30 protein-coding genes and 1 other RNA gene are annotated in these 18,021 nt (G+C 65.0%); 26 read left to right on the forward strand and 5 right to left on the reverse strand.

Going from position 1 to position 18,021, the window contains the following annotated elements; all coding sequences use genetic code 11:
• Positions 1–394: 394 nt before the first annotated feature.
• The 4 genes from GB880_RS10450 to GB880_RS10465 are packed head-to-tail and all read right to left on the reverse strand — an operon-like array spanning position 395 to position 2,679.
• A complete protein-coding gene (locus GB880_RS10450; RefSeq protein WP_154492312.1) occupies positions 395–751 on the reverse strand; it encodes a thermonuclease family protein in 357 nt (118 codons plus the stop codon).
• 44 nt (positions 752–795) lie between these two features.
• Positions 796–1,599 carry a DNA adenine methylase gene (locus GB880_RS10455; protein WP_263467114.1) on the reverse strand — a complete coding sequence of 268 codons (804 nt, stop codon included), beginning with the start codon at positions 1,597–1,599 and terminating at the stop codon, positions 796–798.
• 58 nt (positions 1,600–1,657) lie between these two features.
• Positions 1,658–2,209: a hypothetical protein gene (locus GB880_RS10460; protein ID WP_154492314.1), complete on the reverse strand. Its 552-nt coding sequence runs from the start codon at positions 2,207–2,209 to the stop codon at positions 1,658–1,660.
• A gap of 2 nt (positions 2,210–2,211) precedes the next feature.
• Complete coding sequence (locus GB880_RS10465; protein WP_263467115.1) at positions 2,212–2,679, reverse strand: S24 family peptidase; 468 nt, start codon at positions 2,677–2,679, stop codon at positions 2,212–2,214.
• A gap of 327 nt (positions 2,680–3,006) precedes the next feature.
• On the opposite strand from GB880_RS10465, the gene GB880_RS10470 reads away from it, so the two are divergent.
• Together GB880_RS10470 and GB880_RS10475 are read left to right on the forward strand one after the other, a co-directional pair.
• Positions 3,007–3,249 (forward strand): hypothetical protein, encoded by a 243-nt coding sequence (locus GB880_RS10470; RefSeq protein WP_154492318.1) that lies wholly within the window; start codon positions 3,007–3,009, stop codon positions 3,247–3,249.
• A complete protein-coding gene (locus tag GB880_RS10475; protein ID WP_154492320.1) occupies positions 3,249–3,803 on the forward strand; it encodes a hypothetical protein in 555 nt (184 codons plus the stop codon). The genes GB880_RS10470 and GB880_RS10475 overlap by 1 nt, the downstream gene beginning before the upstream one ends.
• Here the strand turns inward: GB880_RS10475 and GB880_RS10480 are convergent.
• Positions 3,703–4,242: a hypothetical protein gene (locus tag GB880_RS10480; protein WP_154492322.1), complete on the reverse strand. Its 540-nt coding sequence runs from the start codon at positions 4,240–4,242 to the stop codon at positions 3,703–3,705. The two genes, GB880_RS10475 and GB880_RS10480, sit on opposite strands and share 101 nt — an antisense overlap.
• On the opposite strand from GB880_RS10480, the gene GB880_RS10485 reads away from it, so the two are divergent.
• The 24 genes from GB880_RS10485 (at position 4,231) to GB880_RS10600 (ending at position 17,884) form a co-directional block, all read left to right on the forward strand.
• Positions 4,231–4,452 carry a hypothetical protein gene (locus tag GB880_RS10485; RefSeq protein ID WP_154492324.1) on the forward strand — a complete coding sequence of 74 codons (222 nt, stop codon included), beginning with the start codon at positions 4,231–4,233 and terminating at the stop codon, positions 4,450–4,452. The genes GB880_RS10480 and GB880_RS10485 overlap by 12 nt on opposite strands.
• A gap of 30 nt (positions 4,453–4,482) precedes the next feature.
• A complete protein-coding gene (locus GB880_RS10490; RefSeq protein ID WP_154492326.1) occupies positions 4,483–5,370 on the forward strand; it encodes a ParB/RepB/Spo0J family partition protein in 888 nt (295 codons plus the stop codon).
• Positions 5,367–7,481 carry a transposase domain-containing protein gene (locus GB880_RS10495; RefSeq protein ID WP_263467116.1) on the forward strand — a complete coding sequence of 705 codons (2,115 nt, stop codon included), beginning with the start codon at positions 5,367–5,369 and terminating at the stop codon, positions 7,479–7,481. The genes GB880_RS10490 and GB880_RS10495 overlap by 4 nt, the downstream gene beginning before the upstream one ends.
• A 67-nt stretch (positions 7,482–7,548) precedes the next feature.
• Positions 7,549–8,289: an AAA family ATPase gene (locus GB880_RS10500; RefSeq protein ID WP_154492330.1), complete on the forward strand. Its 741-nt coding sequence runs from the start codon at positions 7,549–7,551 to the stop codon at positions 8,287–8,289.
• A complete protein-coding gene (locus GB880_RS10505; RefSeq protein ID WP_154492332.1) occupies positions 8,286–8,855 on the forward strand; it encodes a hypothetical protein in 570 nt (189 codons plus the stop codon). The genes GB880_RS10500 and GB880_RS10505 overlap by 4 nt, the downstream gene beginning before the upstream one ends.
• Positions 8,852–9,223: a hypothetical protein gene (locus GB880_RS10510; protein ID WP_154492334.1), complete on the forward strand. Its 372-nt coding sequence runs from the start codon at positions 8,852–8,854 to the stop codon at positions 9,221–9,223. Before GB880_RS10505 ends, GB880_RS10510 begins: the two co-directional genes overlap by 4 nt.
• A 35-nt stretch (positions 9,224–9,258) precedes the next feature.
• Positions 9,259–9,543, forward strand: a complete 285-nt coding sequence (locus GB880_RS10515; protein ID WP_154492336.1) for a hypothetical protein — start codon at positions 9,259–9,261, stop codon at positions 9,541–9,543.
• Between the two features lie 88 nt (positions 9,544–9,631).
• Positions 9,632–10,180 carry a DUF3164 family protein gene (locus GB880_RS10520; RefSeq protein ID WP_229774323.1) on the forward strand — a complete coding sequence of 183 codons (549 nt, stop codon included), beginning with the start codon at positions 9,632–9,634 and terminating at the stop codon, positions 10,178–10,180.
• A gap of 8 nt (positions 10,181–10,188) precedes the next feature.
• Positions 10,189–10,377 (forward strand): hypothetical protein, encoded by a 189-nt coding sequence (locus tag GB880_RS10525; protein ID WP_195841236.1) that lies wholly within the window; start codon positions 10,189–10,191, stop codon positions 10,375–10,377.
• A gap of 27 nt (positions 10,378–10,404) precedes the next feature.
• A complete protein-coding gene (locus GB880_RS10530) occupies positions 10,405–10,590 on the forward strand; it encodes a hypothetical protein (protein ID WP_154492342.1) in 186 nt (61 codons plus the stop codon).
• Between the two features lie 33 nt (positions 10,591–10,623).
• Complete coding sequence (locus GB880_RS10535) at positions 10,624–10,893, forward strand: HU family DNA-binding protein (protein ID WP_154492344.1); 270 nt, start codon at positions 10,624–10,626, stop codon at positions 10,891–10,893.
• An RNA gene (locus GB880_RS10540) (hammerhead ribozyme type II) lies at positions 10,893–10,968 on the forward strand. Before GB880_RS10535 ends, GB880_RS10540 begins: the two co-directional genes overlap by 1 nt.
• Positions 10,969–10,975: 7 nt before the next feature.
• Complete coding sequence (locus GB880_RS10545; protein ID WP_154492346.1) at positions 10,976–11,449, forward strand: regulatory protein GemA; 474 nt, start codon at positions 10,976–10,978, stop codon at positions 11,447–11,449.
• Entirely contained in the window at positions 11,446–11,694 is a 249-nt protein-coding gene (locus tag GB880_RS10550; protein ID WP_195840768.1) for a hypothetical protein, read from the forward strand. The genes GB880_RS10545 and GB880_RS10550 overlap by 4 nt, the downstream gene beginning before the upstream one ends.
• Positions 11,691–12,074, forward strand: a complete 384-nt coding sequence (locus GB880_RS10555) for a helix-turn-helix domain-containing protein (RefSeq protein WP_154492348.1) — start codon at positions 11,691–11,693, stop codon at positions 12,072–12,074. Before GB880_RS10550 ends, GB880_RS10555 begins: the two co-directional genes overlap by 4 nt.
• Positions 12,075–12,192: 118 nt before the next feature.
• Positions 12,193–13,047 carry an N-acetylmuramoyl-L-alanine amidase gene (locus GB880_RS10560; RefSeq protein WP_154492350.1) on the forward strand — a complete coding sequence of 285 codons (855 nt, stop codon included), beginning with the start codon at positions 12,193–12,195 and terminating at the stop codon, positions 13,045–13,047.
• 10 nt (positions 13,048–13,057) lie between these two features.
• Positions 13,058–13,411: a hypothetical protein gene (locus tag GB880_RS10565; RefSeq protein WP_154492352.1), complete on the forward strand. Its 354-nt coding sequence runs from the start codon at positions 13,058–13,060 to the stop codon at positions 13,409–13,411.
• Positions 13,408–13,749, forward strand: coding sequence for a DUF2730 family protein (locus GB880_RS10570; protein WP_154492354.1), 342 nt, complete (start codon positions 13,408–13,410; stop codon positions 13,747–13,749). Before GB880_RS10565 ends, GB880_RS10570 begins: the two co-directional genes overlap by 4 nt.
• A gap of 1 nt (position 13,750) precedes the next feature.
• Complete coding sequence (locus tag GB880_RS10575; RefSeq protein WP_154492356.1) at positions 13,751–14,050, forward strand: VpaChn25_0724 family phage protein; 300 nt, start codon at positions 13,751–13,753, stop codon at positions 14,048–14,050.
• Between the two features lies 1 nt (position 14,051).
• Positions 14,052–14,591 carry a phage protein Gp27 family protein gene (locus GB880_RS10580; RefSeq protein WP_154492358.1) on the forward strand — a complete coding sequence of 180 codons (540 nt, stop codon included), beginning with the start codon at positions 14,052–14,054 and terminating at the stop codon, positions 14,589–14,591.
• A complete protein-coding gene (locus GB880_RS10585; RefSeq protein ID WP_154492360.1) occupies positions 14,591–14,776 on the forward strand; it encodes a hypothetical protein in 186 nt (61 codons plus the stop codon). The genes GB880_RS10580 and GB880_RS10585 overlap by 1 nt, the downstream gene beginning before the upstream one ends.
• Positions 14,773–14,961 carry a hypothetical protein gene (locus GB880_RS10590; protein WP_154492362.1) on the forward strand — a complete coding sequence of 63 codons (189 nt, stop codon included), beginning with the start codon at positions 14,773–14,775 and terminating at the stop codon, positions 14,959–14,961. The genes GB880_RS10585 and GB880_RS10590 overlap by 4 nt, the downstream gene beginning before the upstream one ends.
• A complete protein-coding gene (locus GB880_RS10595) occupies positions 14,958–16,358 on the forward strand; it encodes a terminase large subunit domain-containing protein (protein ID WP_154492364.1) in 1,401 nt (466 codons plus the stop codon). The genes GB880_RS10590 and GB880_RS10595 overlap by 4 nt, the downstream gene beginning before the upstream one ends.
• Positions 16,358–17,884 carry a DUF935 domain-containing protein gene (locus GB880_RS10600; protein ID WP_154492366.1) on the forward strand — a complete coding sequence of 509 codons (1,527 nt, stop codon included), beginning with the start codon at positions 16,358–16,360 and terminating at the stop codon, positions 17,882–17,884. Before GB880_RS10595 ends, GB880_RS10600 begins: the two co-directional genes overlap by 1 nt.
• Positions 17,885–18,021 lie beyond the last annotated feature (137 nt).

Raw genomic sequence — 18,021 nt, forward strand, 5'->3', positions numbered from 1 at the left:
AAAACATTGAGGAAATCAGGGGTGAGGATCTGACGCGCTCTGCGAAGCCGTGGCTGACAGTATGGGTGATCTGGCCCGCTAGAGCAGCATGTTGGCCAACAGGATTGTCAGTTTCTTGAGCAGACACTCTGCTGGCGCGGCGGATGAGGCTGCAACGCTGTCCGGGCATGGATTGCCTGTAAAACTTGGGTTTAAAGGGACGTTACAGGTGGTGTGATGGCCAGCGCGACCGTGTATGTCGGCGCTGGCGCGAAGGCCGAGCGTCCCAGTTTGAGCATCCGAACTGGGACGCTGGCGTCCCAGTTGCCATCTTGGCGTCCCAGTTTGGCAGTATATTGAAGTTTATGCAGATTCCTGTGGATTTCCCGTGAAGGGCGCCGTGCAAACTGGGACGCTATTTTTGTGCTGGAGCACAACTGGCATAATATCCGGCACTGTATCGGGGAAAGTCCCTTGCCGTCCGGTCTAGCCCCAGCTCGCAGGCGATGTCAGGTGTCGTCGCAGTGCCGCAGCGCACCACAGGGCGGCCATATCTGTCGACGTCCATCAGATCGCAAGAGACCGTTTTATTATCGACGAGGCGAGCAAGTGCTTCGCGGGCATCGATACCCAACGGTGCTTTCAGTTCAGGCGCGTCGATGCCCCACAGGCGGAGCCGAAAGCTTTTCCCAGGGCTGTTCAGGCGCAGCGTGTCGCCGTCGATCGCGACGGCCCCGGTGATGCAGATGGCAGCGACGCAGGATGTAATCATGGCGATACGCTACCATGTGACAGTTACAATCCGGTTATCACACCCTACACGAAGTTCGAGATCAGCAGCTCGGCCCGGCCACCCGGCTGATCGTTGCGCTTGCCACTGATGGTGTATGTGGTGCGGACCTCGACCAGGTCGAAGGCAGCGAAGGTTTCGCGCACCTCGGGAACATCGTTCAGCGACAGGATGAACCGCCCTTTGATCCCCGCCAACATCTCGGCCAGGTGCTGGAAATCGGCGCGCGCGAACATCGCCTTGCCGTAATCGTCCTCGCAGCCCCAATAGGGCGGATCGAGATAGAAGAGCGTGTCGGCGCTGTCATAGCGCGGGATGAATGCGGACCAGTCCAGGCATTCGATGACCACACCGGCGAGGCGGCTGTGCAGATCCTCGAGCATCGGTTCCAGCGTGGACAGGTTGAACCGGCCCGGCCGCGCCCGATCGACGCCGAAGTTGCGACCCGAGACCTTGCCGCCGAAGGCCGTGCGCTGGAGGTAGAGGAACCGGGCCGCGCGTTCCAGATCGGTCAGGGTGTCAGGATCGACCTTGACCAGGCGTTCGAATTCCGCCCGCGTGGTCAGCTGAAACCGCAGGCAGTCCAGGAACTGCGGATAGTGGCGTTGCAGGATACGGAACAGGTTGGCGATGTCGCGGCCGCGGTCGTTGATCACCTCGGCCCTGGGCCGCGCCTGGCGGCGCAGGAAGATGCCGCCCATGCCCACGAAGGGCTCGGCATAGGTCACGCAGGGCGTGGCGTCGATGATGGAGCAGATGCGCTTGGCGAGATTGCGCTTGCCGCCCAGCCAGGGGGCGACAGGCGCGGTCGGGGGGATGGAGGTGAGCACGGCGGTTCCTGTGGTTCAAATCAGTAAAATGAGAACTTAACAGGAACACGCTACTGCGTCAGGTGGTTTTGCGTTTTGCGGCTTCCGCCTTTGTGATCTGTCGAAGCCAGCATTTGCATTCGCTTTCATCGCACCCTGGCAGGGGGATTATCGGTCGCTCAGCCATCAGAATAAGCTGGTTCGACATGTCAAGTGCGAGGCGGCATGGATGTTCTTGCGGACCTAGCCTGAGCTCGACCCAGGGAAATGCGGATGCAGTGCGTGCCATGCGATTGTCCTGTGCCGCGAGGCGCAATGCCCGGAGCGTGGCGGAAAGGACTGGTGCAACTGGGTCGCTCTTCTTGGGCTTGCGACCGACGAGGACATCATCAATCATGGCCGCGATTGCCTCGATCGTTACCGGCATATCCCCGTTCCCTGTCCATTCCATCGCCCAAGAGACAGCCCGGTGTTTCTGGGCAATGCTTGCCTTCGCGGGATCTGTCAGGCCCGGAAAAGAAGGGCGGATCGCCCTGCCGTTCAGGTCATAGCGAAAGGGACCGTCATCCAGCTCCGCATGTGCCTGCGCCGGGTTGCTTGTGATGGGTCTCTTCTTCAACCAGCCAAACACGATCACTCCCTTACGGTATGCCCCCACCAGACCACCTTGCCGATGATGGTGAGATCCTTGAGGTCTTTGCCCTGGCGCAGTTCGGGCGGGTAGTCTGGGTTGTCGGACAGCAGCATCATCAGGTCAGGCGCGGGGCGTTCGATGCGTTTCACGCGGGCCTCGCCGCGGTCAATCATCGCATAGATGGGCGAGCGGCGCTGATCGTGGCTGTCGCGCTTGCGCAGGGGCGGATCGGTGCGCCTGGTATCGATCAGGATCATGTCGCCCGGCCAGATGGTGGGCTGCATGCTGTCGCCCTGGACGCGCGCCAAACGGGCGGCGGATGCGGCGACCCCGACGCGGGCCAGCCAGTCGCGGCGAAAGGCCAGGTGATCGATGATCTGTTCGGCGCCGTTGTCGCAGCCCGCGCCCGCCGCCAGCAGCGCATCGTGCAACGGCACCCGCGCATATTCCGAACCGTCAAGCGTCACCTGCGTCACAGGCCCAGAATCGCGCGGCGGGCCTATGTATAATTCCAACCCCAGCGCCTCAGCAATCTGAGCAGCCTTTTGGATGCTAGGAACTGCACGCTTGTCGTCATTCCTGACAACGCCACGGATGAAACCTTGGGGGAAGCCATGTGCAACCTCCGCCTGGTTCACGTTCAGGCCACGCCTCTCAAGTTCAGCGAGAATAATATCAGCAAAGTTCATAGAGCGTCCCAGCTTGCAGTTGGGACATTGCCCAAAAAATTCCCTCTTTACAATTGGGCAATAGCCTATATATATAGTTAGGACATTGCCTAAGTGAGTCGCTAGATGACCGCAGACCACCTCGTTTCAATCGCACAAAGATATGCGGACCACCGTGGCTACAGGCTGACGACTGTCGGCGCCTACGCGGTGAATGACGGTAAGTTCTTTGATCGCCTTCTGGCGGGTGGAAGCTGCACGATGCGCACGGCGGATAAGGTGCTGCGCTACCTCGCTAGTCATTGGCCGGTCGATCTGGAGTGGCCGCGGGACATTCCGCGGCCTGACAAGACCAAGGAGGCTGCGTGATGCAGAACGAATTCGTGGCGCTGCGCGAGATCGCGCGGATGGCGCTGAATGGGCTGCCCGATGGCGCGCGTGCGCAGCTGCTGGGCGAATTGCTGATCGAGGATGACGGGCCGCGGGCGCTTGAGCGGCTGTCGAGCCTGCGGGCGATCATCAGCCTGCGGATGCAGGAGATCATCGACGCGCGGTATCCGCTGCACGAGCTGGCCGAGGTTTATGGCGATGCGGCTGCGGTGCGGGCGCGGGCGTGTGCCCGGCACAGCCCTATTGATGAGCATCCCTGCTTCATCAGCGAGGAAGAGTGGGCGGAATACGGCGCCATCACGGGTAAACCCCAGAATACCTTGGAGCTGATCAAGGCCAGACATGCGAAAGATCTCGAAGAAGTCGATCCCGACTTCTTTCCAGATCCGGAGCACCGTGTCGCTTATCAGCGGGGTCTGATTGACGCTTACCTCAAGTATGAATGGCCTCGCTCACGAGAACAAACAGGGCGGCATCCCAGTCCGACAGTCCCCGAGGCACTTGTGGCCAATGCGGATGGTGAGCGGACATGATTTCGATGTGTTCTTTCGAGGTGCGGAGAACCGCACGTAAATTGGCGATGGTCTCGACCGACATCGCCTTCAGGATGTCGATGCTTCCGGCTATCGCGATGCGGGTGAGCACTTGCGCGATCAGCGCCTCTTCGGCAGCGCCGACAAAGCGCAGGGTGTCTGGCTGGTCGTTGGGCAGCTCTGCCAGGAACGTGTTCATAGCAGCAACGAGGCTGTCGCGGTCCGGTGTTTCCCATCCGCAAAATTGTGGGTGGGTATTGTTCCTGCGGCAAATGGCAGCCAGCGCTTTCTCGCGGACAGGCTTCATCAAGATCGTCTCCTTTTGGGTGTTGCAGAAGGGGATGAAGGCATCGGGGGGTGCTGTGAACATCCCCCGGTGCCGCCAGCCTATCATGCCGGATTTCTCCCACAAGCTCGGGGGTTTGGCATGATCGGTCACATTCTTTCCCGTCTCCGCGCTCGGGCTGCCACCGCCGAGCCGCGTGAGCCTGCCAGCCCGCGCCGCTTCCCCACCCTCCTGCGCGCGGGCTGGCAACGGCTGAAGGCCGGCCACGACCGGCTGAACGCCAGCATCTGGGGCGACGTCGTGGGCGGGCTGTGCCTGTGCGCGACCGCCTACATCATTTTCGTGATCTTTCTGGCCGCCTGACGGCCCAACAAATCGACCGGACAGTGAACCATGGCTGAACCTATCCTGATCGCGACGAAAACCGCCTTGCCGCCCGACGGCATCACGGCCGAAAGCCGGCTGCGCCCGGTCAGCGAGGCCGGGGTTCAGGCGATCCTGGGCTCGGTGGCAGAGCTGGGCCAGATCGTCACCCCGCTGGTGGTGCGCCAGCGCCGCGACAAGCAGGGCGGGGGGCTGGTCTATGAGTTGCTGGACGGCGCGCATCGGCTGGAGGCGGCGCGGCGGCTGGGGCTGCAGAGCGTGCCGGTGCGGGTGTTCGAATGCACCCAGGATCAGGCGCGGCTGTTGGAGATCGACGGCAACCTGGCGGGGGCCGAGCTGAACGCGCTGGACACGGCGGTGTTCCTGGCCACCCGCAAGGCGGTCTATGAGCGGCTGCATCCAGAGACGCGGGCCGGCGTAGCAGGCGCTTTGCACAAAAATTGTGCAACGGAACCGAGTTCCGTTGCAGCCTTCGCAACGGTCACGGCGGAGAAGTTCGGGATGACCGAGCGGCAGGTGCGCAAGATCGTCGCCGCCGGGTCGCGGCTTGGCCCGGACGAGGTGGCGCGCCTGCGGTCGGCGCCGCGGCCGGTGACGCTGAAGGACTTGCAGGTGATCGCCCGCATCGGCAATGCCGCCGAGCGCTACGAGGTGGTGGCCCTGCTGTCGCAGGGGGCGGCCAGATCCGCCGCCGAGGCCCGCCAGCAATGGAAGATCGCCCAGCCCGGTTACGAGGGGCCGTTCCCGGTGGACGAGGCAACAGCCGCCTATAACGAGCTGACCAACCGCTTTTCCCGTGCGCCGATGGCCGCCAAGCGCCGGTTTCTGGAACAATGCTGGCCGGAGATGCTGCGCATCATGCGCGACGCGGCGCCATTGCCGGGGGATGAGGCATGACCCCGGACCGCGAATGGTGGACGCCGGATGCGCTGGCCGATGCCGGCCTGCCCGGGCTGCCGACGACGAAACGGCGCATCAACGCGCTTGCGCAGCGCGAGGCGTGGCGCGAGCAGCCCGGCAAGGCACGGATGCGCGCGGGCAAGGGCGGCGGCTGGGAATATCACTGGTCGGTTCTGCCCGAACGCGCGCGCAAGGCGCTGCTGGTCGCGGTCGCGCCGCAGGGCGGGGCGTCCGCGAAGCCGGACCGCGACGATGCCTGGCGCGATTTCGAGGAACTGCCCGAAGAGGCACGCGCCAAGGCCAGGGAGCGCCTGGAGGTTTTGCAGAAGTTCGAGACCTTTGCGGGGCTGGTCGGCCGCGATCAGGCGGCACGCGAGATCGCCCAATCCTTCGGCACCTCGGCGCGCACGATCTGGCGCTGGCTCGACCTGGTCGACGGGGTCGATCACGCCGACTGGCTGGCCTATCTGGCACCGCGCCATCGCGTGGCGGCGCGCGATGCCAGGCGGGACGGTGCGATCGGGGATTTTCAGCCGTTTTTGGCGATTTTGAAGGCCGATTACCTGCGCCTTGAAGCGCCGTCCTTTGCCGCGTCATACGACGTGGCGTGCCGCATCGCGCGGGCCAAGGGGCTGGCGGTGATGAGCGAACGCACGGCGCGGCGGCGGATCGAGGCCATCCCCCGCGTGACGAGGGTTCTGGCTCGCGAGGGCGAGCGCGGTCTGGCGCGGTGCTTTCCGCCGCAGATCCGCGACCGGACGCAGATGGTGGCGATGGAGGGGGTCAATGCCGACTGCCACAAGTTCGACGTGTTCGTGCAGTGGGAGGACGACGACAAGCCGCGCCGGGCGCAACTGGTGGCCTTCCAGGATCTGTATTCTGGCAAGATCCTGGCCTGGCGCATCGATCGCGACCCGAACAAGGTGGCGGTGATGTCCGCATTCGGCGAGCTGATCGAGACCTGGGGTATCCCGCGGCACTGCCTGTTCGACAACGGCATGGAATTCGCTAACAAATGGCTGTCGGGAGGCGCGCCCACGCGGTTTCGTTTCAAGGTGCGTGACGACGACCCCCTGGGGGTATTGCCGCAGCTGGGCATCCAGATCCACTGGGCCAAACCAGCCCATGGTCAGGCGAAGCCGGTCGAGCGGGCATTTCGCGACATGGCGCAGCGCATCGCCAAGGATCCCCGCCTGGCGGGGGCCTATGTAGGCAACCGGCCCGATGCGAAGCCCGAGAACTACATGAGCCGGGCGATCCCCCTGGCCGATTTCGTGGCGGTGGTTGCCGATGGCATCGAGCAGCACAATGCCCGGGTCGGGCGGCAGTCACCGACCTGCCGGGGCCGCAGCTTCGACGAGACCTTCGCCGACAGCTATGCCCGCGCGCCGATCCGCAAGGCGACCCCGGAACAGCGGCGGCTGTGGCTGATGGGCCAGGAGGTGCGCAAGGCCCATGCCACGCATGGCCGCATCACCATGCACCAGGCGGCGTATTGGTCGGACTGGATGACCGATATCGCCGGAACGCGGGTGATCTGCCGCTTCGATCCCGAGGATCTGAATGCCGGGTTGGAGATCTATGCGCTGGACGGCAGCTACCTTGGATTTGCGGCCACACAAGAGCGGACCGAGTTCTTCAACCTTGCTGCCGCGCAGGAAGCGGCGGCGCTGGAGCGGCGACGCAAGCGCCTGGCCAAGGCCGCGCTGGCGGCCGAACGTCCGGTCGATGCGGCCCGTGTCGCGGCCGAGCTGAAGGATCTGGTTCGCGATGCCATCGCCGCGCCTGAAAGCCGGGTGGTCGAGCTGGTGCAGCAGGCGCGGGCTCCGGTTATCAATCGCGCCATGCCGCAGCCTGAATACCGCGATGACGAGGCCGCGCACGAGGCGGCGATGGTGCTCAAGTTCCGCACCCCCGAGCCGGTCTCGGAGGTGCCGGATGACAGCGCCGGGCGGTGGCGGCGGGCCAAGGAGATCGAAGCGAAGCTGGCCGCGGACGCCCCCGTCGGCAGCGCCGAGGCGCAATGGCTCTATGGCTATCAGCAGACGGCGGAATACCGAACCCATGAGCGCATGGCCGAAAGGTTCGGCCCGGATGCGATCGGATGAAAAATGCGCGGCCGGCGAAGGTTGGCACCACCGACCGCGCTGCCCTAACGAAAGGAGCAGGAAAAGCATGACCTATCAGCAGCCCATCCGCAACAACAGCGTTGCGCTCTTGCGCAATGTCGTGCGCTTCAACCAGTTGATCGACCGCATCCAGAACCGCGGCCCGGACCTGCCAGGCATGGCCTGTTTCTATGGTCCGAGCGGTTACGGCAAGACCACGGCCGCGGTGTGGAACGCCAATGAGACCAATGCCTATCAGGTGCAGGTCAAATCGGTATGGTCGCGCCGCCATCTGGCGGAGGCCATCACGCGCGAGCTGTCGTTGCCGCCGGGGCGCACGATCGCGATCATGGTGGATCAGATCGCCGACGAGCTGATGAAGACCGGCCGGCCGCTGATCATCGACGAGGCCGATTATCTGATGTCCCCGTCGATGATCGAGATGATCCGCGACATCTACGAGAGCAGCCAGGCCCCGGTGATCCTGATCGGCGAGGAGCGGCTGCCGCAGAAGCTGGCGCGCTGGGAGCGTGTCCACGGCCGGATGCTGGACTGGGTTGGGGCACAGCCCGCCGATCTGCGCGAGGTCGGGCTGCTGGCCGAGATCTATTGCGCGGGCATCGAGCTGGACCCGAAGTTGCAGGCGGCGGTGTTGCAGGCTTCGAACGCCTCGGTTCGGCGCATTTGCGTGAACCTGTCGCTGCTGGCCGAGCTGGCGCGAACCAAGGGCCTGACCCGGATGTCGGTCAAGGATTGGACCAGGGATTTCTTCACCGGCGCCGCGCCCGCCCCGAGGAAATTCGCATGACTCGTAAGCCCGTGCATGAAAGCCGCGACAACCGGCAATTGATCTGGGAGGCGCTGAAATCGGCGAGCGGGCCGATGACGCGGACCGAGCTGCAGGTGGCGAGCAAGGTCGCGGCCAGCACGGTTGCAGCCTATCTCAAGGCCCTTGTCGCCGGCGGGATCGTCGACAAGGCCGAGGACCAGGGGCGGTCGACCTATCGCATTCTGCGCGACACGGGCTTTCATGCGCCGCGTCTGAAGGCGGACGGAACGCCGGTCAAGACCGGGGGGGCGGGGCTGAACCTGTGGCGCTCGATGCGGATGCTGAAGCAGTTCAGTGCTCGCGACCTGGCGGCGCACTCGACCACCACCGAGGTCGATACGACCGAAAACCACGCCAAGGTGTATTGCAGCCATCTGTTGGCGGCGGGTTATCTGAAGGTGGTTCAGAAGGCCGCACCCCCCAAGCGGGCCGCGATTTATCGCCTGATCCGCGACACCGGGCCGGTGCCACCGAAAACCCAGCGGGTGCACCAGGTCTACGATCCTAACACCGGCGAGGTGCATTTCACCGGGGGCGCGCGATGAGCGGCCCGGTGGAAACTGCCCGCCTGGCCTGGGGGGAGGCGCTGCCGGACTGGGTCGCGGCCCTGGCGCGCGAGTGCGAGGCGAGCAGCCAGAGCCGGGTGGCGGCGCGGTTGGGGCGTTCGTCGGCACTGGTCAGCCAGGTGCTGCGCAACAAGTATCGGGCCGATCTGGCCGGCGTTGAACAGGTCTTCAGGGGGGTGTTCGAGAGCCTGACAGTTGATTGCCCGGCCCTGGGCAGCATCCCCGCCAACGTCTGCCGGGACTGGCAGCTGAAGGCCCGTTCCTTTGTCAATGTCAACAGCTTGCGGGTGCGGATGTACCGCGCCTGCCATGGATGCCCACGTTTCCACAGGAGTGGCAAATGCTGACCGGTTGCACGGATATCGATGCCCAGGATGATGTGATGGCCGAACTGGCGGCCGCTTCGGACATCATTCGCGATTTTCAGGACGATCCGTTCCTGTTGCGGGCGCTGATGCATTGCGCGCCCGTGCTTGCCGCAGCGCAGGCCCTCGACAGCGATAGCCCGGCCGTCAGCATCGGCACGACCATGCACGCGCTTCGCCGCCAGGCGTTCGAACTGCTGCGGATGCTGGACGATCCCCCACCCCTGCCATCCGGGCGGCACACCTGCCCGCAATGCCATGGTTGCTGCGACCCCGACTGGGGTTGCGACCTTAGCCTTTGAAAGGAGCCGAGGAATGAATGCTGAACGAAAATGGCTAGATCGCCAGGGCCGCACGGTGCCCGAGCACCTGGTCAGCGATGCCGACCGGATGAAGGACGAACTGGCCGAACGGCTGGTTTCCGGCGCCGAGAGCATCCAGAAGGTGATGAGCGCCTTCAAGAAATCGTCCATGGAGGAGATGTATGCCGCCAAGGCGCTGCTGTTCGAGAAATACGGAGCCAAGCTGGGCGGCCAGAAGGGAGGCTTCGGCATCGCGGCCTTCGACGGCTCCACGGAGGTGCGGATCTGCGTTGCGGATCGCATCACCTTCGGGCCGGAACTGCAGGCGGCCAAGGCGCTGATCGACGAATGCATCGAATCCTGGGCCGAGGGTGCGGATCAGAACATCGTCGTCCTGATCAACGACGCATTCCAGGTCAACAAGGCCGGGCGCATCGACACCAAGCGCGTGTTGCGGTTGCAAAAATTGCCGATCCGCCGGCCGGACGGCAGCCGCGACGAGCGCTGGGAGCAGGCGATGCAGGCGATCAGCGATGCGCTGATCGTGGACGAGACCGCGACCTACATCCGGTACTACCGCCGCAACGGCCAGACCAATGCGATGGAACTGGTCAACCTCGACTTCAGCGCGCTGTGAGGCCGGCTATGATGCTGCTGTCCTTCCTGGCCCCCTTCATGCTGATGCTGGTTGGCTTCGTGGTCTCGGTTGCCGCCGGTGCCGCGCGCGAGACCGACATGGCAGCGCCCCCGGCCGCGCTGACCGCGCTGCTGGTCGCCGGCATCGTCCTTGTCCTGCAGGCGCTGCTTTGGGTGCGCCTGGGCACCCTGTTCTGACATCTCAAGGCGAAAGGACCGACCGACATGGCGATGATCACCCTGACCGACGACGAGGCGCGCGCACTCGAGGCGTTCTGCGAGGCCTTCGACCTGCTGACCACCGGCGCCTGGGCGCCGATCGAGGCCCACATGCGCGATGCCCACGCCATCGCGGACCCCGAGGCCGCCCTGGAAACCGCCCGTCGCGCCCTGCGCGGCGAGGTTGACTGATCCCGACCCGCAACCCCAACCAGAGGATAACCCATGACCAACCTTGCCAAATCGGAACTGATCGCCGCCGTCGCGAAGGCCACCGGCCATAGCCGCAAGGACGTCGACGACGTCGTCTGCGCCGCGGTGGCCGTCATCCGCGAGGAAGCCCTGGCCGGAAAGACCGTCTGCCTGCCCGGCTTCGGGCGGTTTTCGGTGAAGGAAAGCCCGGCGCGCGAGGCCCGCAACCCGCGCACGGGCGAGAGCATCCGGGTCGAGGCCCGACGCACGCTGAGGTTCCGACCCTCGAAGTCCACCGCCTGATGCGAAACCCGCCCCGGTCCGTCCGGGGCGCGGTCGGCCGGGCGTGGTGGCCCGGTCCTGACGATGCAGCCGAGGAATGCCCATGACCGCCGCCCTGACCCTCAAACGCATGATACACGTCGGCTGCAGGGAGCTGGGCCTCGACCATGACACGCGCCGCGACCTGCAGCTGGTGGTGACCGGAAAAGCCAGCATGTCCGAGATGGACGAGGCCGACCTGCGCAAGCTGGTGGATGCGTTGAAGGCCCGCGGCTTCAGGCCCTATGGAAACGCCTTCTACACCTCTGGCAAGGCGGGGGCAGGGTCGTGCCACCATGCGCCCGCGCCGCGCGCCGATCTGCGCTTCGTGCATGTGCTGTGGCGGCGGCTGGGCGAGGCCGGGGTGCTCAAGAAACCGGGGCGCGCGGGGCTCAATGCATTCATCCGGGCGCGTTTTGAGGGTAAGTGGAAGTCGGTGCCGATCGATATCGACGCGCTGCGCGATCCCGGTCAGATCAATGATGTTACCCGTGCGTTGAAGGACATGTGCCGCCGGGCCGGGATGGTGATCCGGTGACGCGCAAGGTGATTGTCTCGGATCACGCGATCCTGCGCTATCTCGAACGTGTCGGCGGCTTCGACATCGCGCGCCTGCGCCGGGAGATCGCGCAGCGCGTCCAGGCTGCGGCGGATGTCGGCGCCGGCGCGGTGGTGATCGATGGTCATTCCTTCCTGATCGACAAGGGCGAATTCGGACCGGTCGTGGTGACGGTATTGCCGGTCGGCAAGTTGCCGCGCAACCTGATGGGGGGCGAGCGGTGAGCATCTTTCCGGGCATCGCCGGCCAGATAGAGGAATTGATCGGCCCGGAACTGACCATCCGGCTGTTGCGCCGCTGGGGCGGCTGCCAGGTCAACATTCCGGTGCGCGCCCGCGGCTCGAAGATGGCCGAGGTTATCGGCGAGGAGGCGACGAGCCTGATCATCAAGGAAATCGGCCATGGCCGGGTGACGCTTCCCTGCGGTGCAATGCGCGGCCAGAGCCGTCGGCGAGCCGAGGCGATGGAGATGCTGCGCCGAGGCGCCTCGATCCAGCAGGTGGCCCTGGCCTGCGACTTGCACACGAGGACGGTGTCCAACTATCGCGCGGCGCTCGAATCAGGTGCCACCCGGCAGATGCAGCTCCCCTTTGACAGCGACTAGGCGCATCTGTCAGAGTGGCGGCGCCGGCTGATCGGTCCCCGGCACTACACCGAAAAGCTTCAGAGGCTATCCCCCCAGTCGAATTTGCGACTGTCGCCCGACACAACCGGGGGCTGACATGAAGCTGGTCAACCACAAGATTGAGGGCATTCCCTTTCGCGCCGCCCATTACACGGGCGGCGTCATCGTGCCGACGATCGTGATCCTGCACGATACGGCGGGACGGCTGGAGAAGGGCAACAGCGCGGCCTATCTCGCTGGCAGGAATGCAGCCAAGGCCAGTGTTCACTTCGTCCTGGAGCGCGACGGGACGGTCGAGCAGCAGGTTCCCACCAACCGGCGTGCCAACCATGCAGGGGTTTCGAGCTACCACGGCCGCAGCGGCTGCAACGAGTTCTCGATCGGGATCGAGATCGTGAACCCCGGCAGGATGATCGCGTCGAATGGGCAGGGTCGCGCATGGTGGGGGCAGGATTTCGATTGGCGCGAATACGCCTTGCAGATGCTGAAGACCCGGGAGCATGGCGAGGGGGTCTGGATGCCTTATACTGCCGAGCAGCTGGCCACGCTGCAGGGTCTGCTGATCGCGCTGTTCGAAGGCATCCCGTCGCTGACGGACATCACCACCCATTGGTATGTCAGCCCTGGCCGCAAGACCGACACCAATCCGCTGATGCCGCTCGATGAGATCAAGGTGGCGGTTCTGGGGCACGACGATCCCGGCGCGGCGGTGGCGGAGGCGGCTTCCGAACCCGCGCCGACCGTCACCATGCTGAAGGTCGTGACCGCCGGCTCGGGGCTCAACATGCGGCGCTGGCCGAACGCCCAGAACCCCAATGTCATCGGATCCATCCCGAACGGTACCGTCGTGCCCGTGCTGCGATCAGGACAGTTCGACGGGCGCTGGTGGTCGCTGGTCCTCTATGGCGGCCGCGAGGGCTGGATCCTCGAAACCTACACCCAACCTGCCTGAGGCGTATTTCATGGACAGTTTCTGGTCTGATATTTCCGCTGCACTGGTGCCTGGCGTTCTGACGCTGTTCGGCACCGTGATGACGCTCATCATTTCCCGGCTTGCCAATATGGCGGAAGAGAGCTGGGGCATCGATATCGAGGCCCGGCATCGCGCGGCCTTGCATTCGGCGATCATGTCCGGAGTCCGATCGGCGCTGGCGCGGGGCCTGGATGGCAATGCCGCGGTCAGCGCGGCGCTGGCGCATGCCTCGGCCAGCGTTCCCGATGCCATTCGCAAGCTGCCGCAGGCAACGCCCGAGGTGTTGACATCGCTGGCGGAGGCCAAGCTGCGCGAAGCCCTGGAGGGGATCGGGCGCGAATGACCTTCAATTTCGACACCACCATCACCCTCAGCCTGATCGCCACGATCTTCCTGGCGGTGATTGGCTGGGTGCGCATGCACAATGCCGCCGTTGCCAAGCGCATCGATGGCTGCGGCGAGCGCCTCGACCGCCATGAGCAGCGCATCCATTCCGCCGAGCAGTCCCTGCAGAGCCTGCCGTCGAAGGAAGACCTGCACGGCCTGTCGCTGGCCATGGCCGAGATGCGGGGCGACATGCGCGAGGTGCGCGCCGCCATGCAGGGACAGGGCCAGATACTGTCACGGGTCGAGGCGGTGGTCAGCCGCCAGGAGGACCATCTGATGAGGACGAAAGCCTGACATGACCAGTTATGCAGAGGAGGTCAGTCGCCATCGCCGCCTGGCGGTGCTGCGCCATCTCGCCGAGGTGACCGACTACGTGAGCAACGCCTCGGTCCTGCAGGGGGTACTGCGAAGCCTGGGGCTGCCGCTGTCCCATGATGCGCTGATGACGGAGCTTTGCTGGCTGCGCGAGCAGGGGTTTGTGACCTTCGATCCTGCAGCTGCCTTCGTGGTGGTGACCGCAACGCGGCGCGGCGTGGATCTGGCGGCGGGACTGGCCGAGCATCCGGGCGTGCAGCGCCCCCGCCCGAGGATCTGACATGCCGCCGCCCAGGAAGGTCGATCAGCTGCCGCCGGAGATCCGGGACTGGCTTCAGCAGACCCTGCGCGAGCGCGGGTTTTCCGATTATGTCGCCATTACCGAGGAGCTGAACGAGAAGCTGGCCGAGGCCGGCAAGGTGATCAGCTTTCACCACGCCACGGTGCATCGGTTCAGCCAGGAATACCGCGAATTCGTCAAGACCCAGGAAACCGCCAGCGCCTGGGCGCAGGAATGGATGCTGGAGAACGGGCTCGAGGAGGAGGCCAAGCGCCACAATGTGCTGTTCCAGATGATCACGGCCCTGGCGTTCAAGGTGATGGAGAAGCAGCTGGGCAAGGAGGGCGACGAAATCGACCCCAGGGAGCTGCACTTCATCGGTCGCATGCTCAAGGATGTCATGGCGTCCTCGGGGATCCGCCAGCAGATGATCGCGGCCGAGCGCAAGCAGCAGGCCGAAAAACTCGAGGCAGCCGTCGCCTCGGGCGATATCGATGCCGAGGCAGCGGCCAAGGCCCGACGGATCATGGGATTTGCGTGATGGGCTACTGGTTTGCTGCCCGCAATCTGGTTGCTGCGGTCAACTGGCGTCTGGCGCCGCTGCCGCTGCGCCTGCTGGTTCTGACCAGCGCGGGGATCGAGACCGTGCATGCCGGCGAAGGGCAGGCCAGCATCGCCTGGCTTTGGGGCATGCCTTATCTGATCCCGGTCGGGGCGCACAGATGACCGGCGCGCGAGACATCATCAATGAGCTGCGCGCCCAGGCCCGGGCGCTGGAGGAACGGTCTGCCGACGATGCGGCGATGCCTGCCCTGTGCCGCAGCCTGCGCCGCGGCGCGGATGAAATCGACCGGCTGCTGGCCGAGCTGGCGATGCTGCGCGCCTTTGTCGAAATCGAGGTGACGGAATGACAGCGCCCTTGTCCCCGGTGGTCAATTTCCTGCCCTATCAGCGGGCATGGATCGACGACCGCTCCAGGTTCAAGATCGGCATGTTCAGCCGCCAGACCGGCAAGACCTTCACCACGGGCGGCGAATGCGCCGACGACTGCTTTCGCGGCTGGATCGAGGGTCGGCGCGCGCGCTGGGTGATCCTGTCGCGCGGCGAGCGCCAGGCGGCCGAGATGATGACCGAGGTTATCAAGCCGTTCACCAAGGCGTTTTACGAGGTCTATAACACCCTGTTGAAGGGTGGCGAACCCGAGTTTTCCGAAGGCGAATTCAGGGCCCCGCAGGACAAGGGGCCGGACGCGATCTACAAGGCGCTCGAGGTGCGCTTTCCGAACGGCAGCCGGATCACGGCTCTTCCGGCGAACCCTGATACTGCCCGGGGATTCTCAGCCAATGTGATCCTGGACGAATTCGCGTTTCATGCCAAATCCCGCGACATCTGGGCCGCCTTGTTCCCCGTCATCTCGAAGGGCCAGCAGAAGCTGCGGGTGATCTCGACCCCGAACGGCAAGGGCAACAAGTTCTATGAGCTGATGACGGCCGAGGACACGGTCTGGTCGCGTCATGTGGTCGATATCTACGAGGCTGTGCGCCAAGGGCTCGACCGCGATATCGACGCGCTGCGCAAGGGGATGGCTGACGAGGATGCCTGGGCGCAGGAATACGAACTCAAGTGGCTGGACGAGGCAAGCGCCTGGCTGGACTTCGACCTGATCGCCGGTTGCGAAAGCCCGGTGGCCGGCATTCCCGGGCTATACCAGGGCGGCCCCTGTTTTGTCGGGGTCGATATCGCAGCCCGCAAGGATCTTTTCGTCATCTGGGTGCTGGAACAGGTCGGCGATGTCATGGTCACGCGCGAGATCATCGCCCGGCGCCGGATCAGCTTTGCCGAGCAGGACCATCTGCTGGCCGAGGTGATGCGCCGCTATCATGTGGTGCGGGTGCGGATGGATCAGACCGGCATGGGCGAGAAACCCGTCGAGGACGCGCGGCGGGCGCACGGGGAAGGCCGGGTAGAGGGGGTGCTGATGTCGGCGGCCATCAAGCTGGACCTGGCCACCATCCTGAAAGAGATGATGCAGGATCGCCGCCTGCGCATTCCGGCCGGCGACGTGGTGTTGCGCGCGGACCTGCATGCCATCAAGAAGCAGGTCGGGCTGACCGGTATCCCGCGCCTGGTTGCCGATACCGACACCGACGGGCACGCGGACCGGTTCTGGGCCGGGGCGCTGGCCGCATCGGCAGCGAAGACCGTCTACCAACCCTATGACTACCGGCCTGTTCCCCTGCAATCGGTCGATCATGACCGCGATATCGTGACCACCGGCGGTTTCCGTGCCGGGAAAGGACTGTTCTGATGGCTCTGCTGGATGCTTTTGGCCGCCCGATCCGCACCCAGGCGCTAACCCGGCGCCTGGCCGAACCGGGCATGACCGGGATCAGGCAGGTCTGGGCGGGGTCGGCCGCGTCGGGGCTGACGCCGCAGCGCCTGGCCACGATCCTGCGGGCTTGCGACCAGGGTGATCTGACAGAATTCCTGACATTGGCCGAGGAGATGGAGGAGCGCGACCCGCATTACCTGTCAGTGATGGGCACGCGCAAGCGGGTGATCAGCGGCATCACGCCCATCGTCAAGCCGGGCGGCGACGATGCGCGGGCCAAGGAGATCGCCGAGGCCGTCCAGGCCCATATCGCCGATCACGAGGGCCTGCCCGACCTGATCGAGGATCTGCTCGATGCTTTGGGCAAGAGCTTCTCGGTGGTCGAACTCGACTGGGCTCGCGGCTCGCGGCTGTGGACCTTCAACGGCTTCATCCACCGCGACCCGCGGCATTTCGTGTTCGATCGTGAGACCGGATGCGAGATCCGCCTGCTGGATGACGCCGAACCTGTGGATGGCGTGGCGCTGGCGCCGGCAAAATTCGCGGTCCATCGCGCACGCATCAAGTCCGGCCTGACCTGGCGCGGCGGGCTGGCGCGGGTCGTGGCGTTTGCCTGGATGTGCAAGCAATACACGCTGAAGGACTGGATCGCCTTCATCGAGACCTACGGTCTGCCGCTGCGCCTGGGTCGCTACGGACCCGAGGCCACGGCCGAGGATGTGCGCAAGCTGTTTCAGGCGGTGGCCAATATCGGCACCGATGCCGCGGCCGTCCTGCCCAAGGCAATGGAGATCGAGTTTGAGAACGGCCCCAGCGCCACCGGCGACAAGCTGTTCGAGACCTTTGCACGCTGGACCGACGAGCAGATATCGAAGGCGGTACTCGGCCAGACCATGACCGCGGACAGCGGCTCGTCGCAGGCGCAGGCGAAGGTGCATGACGAGGTGCGCCACGACATTGCCGTCAGCGACGCCAGGGCGGTGACCGGGACCATCAACCGCGATATCGTGCGGCCGTTCGTGGACCTGAACTTTGGGGTGCAAGAGGTCTATCCGCGGCTGATCCTGTCCGTCGACGAGCCCGAGGACGTGAAGGCCAAGATCGACGGAGCGGTGTCGCTGGCCGGTATCGGCGTCACCTTCAAGGCCAGCGAACTGCGGCGCAAGCTTGGGTTTTCCGACCCGGAACAGGGCGACGAGGTCGTCGGCGGCCTGCCGGGCGCGCCGTCGCCATCCGAGCCCGGCAGGCTGGCGCTGAACCGCAGCGGCGGGGCGGGCGACGACATCGACGAGATCGAGGCCGGTATGGTCGAGGACTGGCAGGAGCTGGCAGACGACCTGCAGGCCGCCGTCGCCACCGTCATGGACGGCGCCGCCAGTTATGAGGACGCGCTGAAACGGTTGCCGGAAGCGCTGAAGGCCATGCCGACGGGACTGGCGGTCGAGACCCTGATCAAGGGGCTGTTTTTGGGGCGTGCGCTTGGCGATGTGCGCGATGGCTGAACCGGCAGGCGCAGGGCGGGCCGGCATTTCGCCGATTAAACGGGTTTCCGGCGTTTTTAAACGGGGGTTCGGTCTCGCGGGTGTCTTGGGTGCCGAGGGCGGCAAAGGCCGCTCCTGCGGCAAATTTTCGGGGGGTC

Source organism: Paracoccus sp. SMMA_5_TC (assembly GCF_009696685.2).
Taxonomy (GTDB): Bacteria; Pseudomonadota; Alphaproteobacteria; order Rhodobacterales; family Rhodobacteraceae; genus Paracoccus.

Excerpts from the sequence above, each read along its gene's own strand:
- GB880_RS10545 (WP_154492346.1), top strand. The coding sequence starts at position 10,976 with ATGACCGCCGCCCTGACCCTCAAACGCATGATACACGTCGGCTGCAGG.
- GB880_RS10475 (WP_154492320.1), top strand. The coding sequence starts at position 3,249 with ATGCAGAACGAATTCGTGGCGCTGCGCGAGATCGCGCGGATGGCGCTG.
- GB880_RS10580 (WP_154492358.1), top strand. The coding sequence starts at position 14,052 with ATGCCGCCGCCCAGGAAGGTCGATCAGCTGCCGCCGGAGATCCGGGAC.
- GB880_RS10505 (WP_154492332.1), top strand. The coding sequence starts at position 8,286 with ATGACTCGTAAGCCCGTGCATGAAAGCCGCGACAACCGGCAATTGATC.
- GB880_RS10565 (WP_154492352.1), top strand. The coding sequence starts at position 13,058 with ATGGACAGTTTCTGGTCTGATATTTCCGCTGCACTGGTGCCTGGCGTT.
- GB880_RS10500 (WP_154492330.1), top strand. The coding sequence starts at position 7,549 with ATGACCTATCAGCAGCCCATCCGCAACAACAGCGTTGCGCTCTTGCGC.
- GB880_RS10590 (WP_154492362.1), top strand. The coding sequence starts at position 14,773 with ATGACCGGCGCGCGAGACATCATCAATGAGCTGCGCGCCCAGGCCCGG.
- GB880_RS10595 (WP_154492364.1), top strand. The coding sequence starts at position 14,958 with ATGACAGCGCCCTTGTCCCCGGTGGTCAATTTCCTGCCCTATCAGCGG.
- GB880_RS10535 (WP_154492344.1), top strand. The coding sequence starts at position 10,624 with ATGACCAACCTTGCCAAATCGGAACTGATCGCCGCCGTCGCGAAGGCC.
- GB880_RS10570 (WP_154492354.1), top strand. The coding sequence starts at position 13,408 with ATGACCTTCAATTTCGACACCACCATCACCCTCAGCCTGATCGCCACG.
- GB880_RS10600 (WP_154492366.1), top strand. The coding sequence starts at position 16,358 with ATGGCTCTGCTGGATGCTTTTGGCCGCCCGATCCGCACCCAGGCGCTA.
- GB880_RS10575 (WP_154492356.1), top strand. The coding sequence starts at position 13,751 with ATGACCAGTTATGCAGAGGAGGTCAGTCGCCATCGCCGCCTGGCGGTG.
- GB880_RS10510 (WP_154492334.1), top strand. The coding sequence starts at position 8,852 with ATGAGCGGCCCGGTGGAAACTGCCCGCCTGGCCTGGGGGGAGGCGCTG.
- GB880_RS10520 (WP_229774323.1), top strand. The coding sequence starts at position 9,632 with ATGAAGGACGAACTGGCCGAACGGCTGGTTTCCGGCGCCGAGAGCATC.
- GB880_RS10515 (WP_154492336.1), top strand. The coding sequence starts at position 9,259 with ATGGCCGAACTGGCGGCCGCTTCGGACATCATTCGCGATTTTCAGGAC.
- GB880_RS10485 (WP_154492324.1), top strand. The coding sequence starts at position 4,231 with ATGATCGGTCACATTCTTTCCCGTCTCCGCGCTCGGGCTGCCACCGCC.
- GB880_RS10470 (WP_154492318.1), top strand. The coding sequence starts at position 3,007 with ATGACCGCAGACCACCTCGTTTCAATCGCACAAAGATATGCGGACCAC.
- GB880_RS10450 (WP_154492312.1), bottom strand. The coding sequence starts at position 751 with ATGATTACATCCTGCGTCGCTGCCATCTGCATCACCGGGGCCGTCGCG.
- GB880_RS10560 (WP_154492350.1), top strand. The coding sequence starts at position 12,193 with ATGAAGCTGGTCAACCACAAGATTGAGGGCATTCCCTTTCGCGCCGCC.
- GB880_RS10585 (WP_154492360.1), top strand. The coding sequence starts at position 14,591 with ATGGGCTACTGGTTTGCTGCCCGCAATCTGGTTGCTGCGGTCAACTGG.
- GB880_RS10495 (WP_263467116.1), top strand. The coding sequence starts at position 5,367 with ATGACCCCGGACCGCGAATGGTGGACGCCGGATGCGCTGGCCGATGCC.
- GB880_RS10525 (WP_195841236.1), top strand. The coding sequence starts at position 10,189 with ATGATGCTGCTGTCCTTCCTGGCCCCCTTCATGCTGATGCTGGTTGGC.
- GB880_RS10530 (WP_154492342.1), top strand. The coding sequence starts at position 10,405 with ATGGCGATGATCACCCTGACCGACGACGAGGCGCGCGCACTCGAGGCG.
- GB880_RS10490 (WP_154492326.1), top strand. The coding sequence starts at position 4,483 with ATGGCTGAACCTATCCTGATCGCGACGAAAACCGCCTTGCCGCCCGAC.